The sequence below is a fragment of the Streptomyces sp. NRRL F-2664 genome (assembly GCF_000719345.1).
Taxonomy (GTDB): domain Bacteria; phylum Actinomycetota; class Actinomycetes; order Streptomycetales; family Streptomycetaceae; genus Streptomyces.
On record NZ_JOFX01000248.1, the window covers coordinates 1 to 975 of the forward strand.

Genomic DNA, 975 nt, shown 5'->3' on the forward strand with positions numbered 1-975 from the left:
CCTGGGCGGCGGCGTCGAGTTGCAGAACGAGTGCCCTGACCTGCTGGCCGAGGGCTTCCTCGACGCGCGGGAGCTGACGCATGTGCGGCTCGCGCAGGATGCCGGCGAGGTGCTCGGCCCGGGTCTCGATGCGGCGCTGGCGGTCGGCCTTGCGCAGAATAGACCGAAGCCGTGCCTTGCCCAGCGCGGCCGCCGAGGCCGGAGTGGGAGCTGCGGCGAGGAGAGCGCGGGCCTTCAGGTGGGCCAGGCCCACGTTCTTGACCTGGAAGGCTGCCAGGGCGGCCGGGAAGAACTCGCGCAGCAGGGAGCGGAGTTGGTTGAGGCCAGCTGCTGCCGGTTCCAGACCGCATCCGGCTGGGCCCGGGCCAGGACGGCGAGTGCCTGGATGAGTTCGGAGTCGGCGGGCAGCGGACGGTGATGGTCCGCATCCGTGCGCAGGACGTTCGCCAGAGCGAGGGGTCAGCGTGGTCCGACTTTGCCCGCGCGACCGAACGTCGCTCGCGATAACGAGCGACCGCCATGGGGTTGATGACAAAGACAGGACGGCCGGTGGCTCGCAGGCAGGCCACCAGCAAACCGCGGGACGTCTCGATCGCGACGGGGATCGGATCCCCTGGCTCGTCCCCGGCCTCGGCGAGAAGTTGCTGCAGGGTCTCCAGCCCTGCGAGGTCGTCGCTGATCCGTTGCTTGGCGACCAGGTCGCCCCGCTCGTTGACCAAGGCGATGTCGTGGTGGTCCTCCGCCCAGTCGATGCCGCAGAAGATCTTCAATCAGGCCCTCCTTGAACGCGGATGGTGCAGGAGCCAGTGCAGGGAAACGCCGCGCCCTGATGGGAGGACTCGCAGGTCCGGCATCCGATTGGCAGTTCGCATCCCCAGCGGTCGGCAAGGGCCTCGCTCTGTATGTGGAGCAGGTGGCTCTGGTGTCGATGAGAGGTCTCCTTGCCGGCGGCTCGGAAGACGCACTACCCAGCGG

1 pseudogene is annotated in these 975 nt (G+C 68.9%); it reads right to left on the reverse strand.

From position 1 onward, the window contains the following. Positions 1-770 (reverse strand): annotated as a pseudogene (locus tag IF89_RS45610) (IS110 family transposase); the annotation flags it as partial. Positions 771-975: the final 205 nt, after the last annotated feature.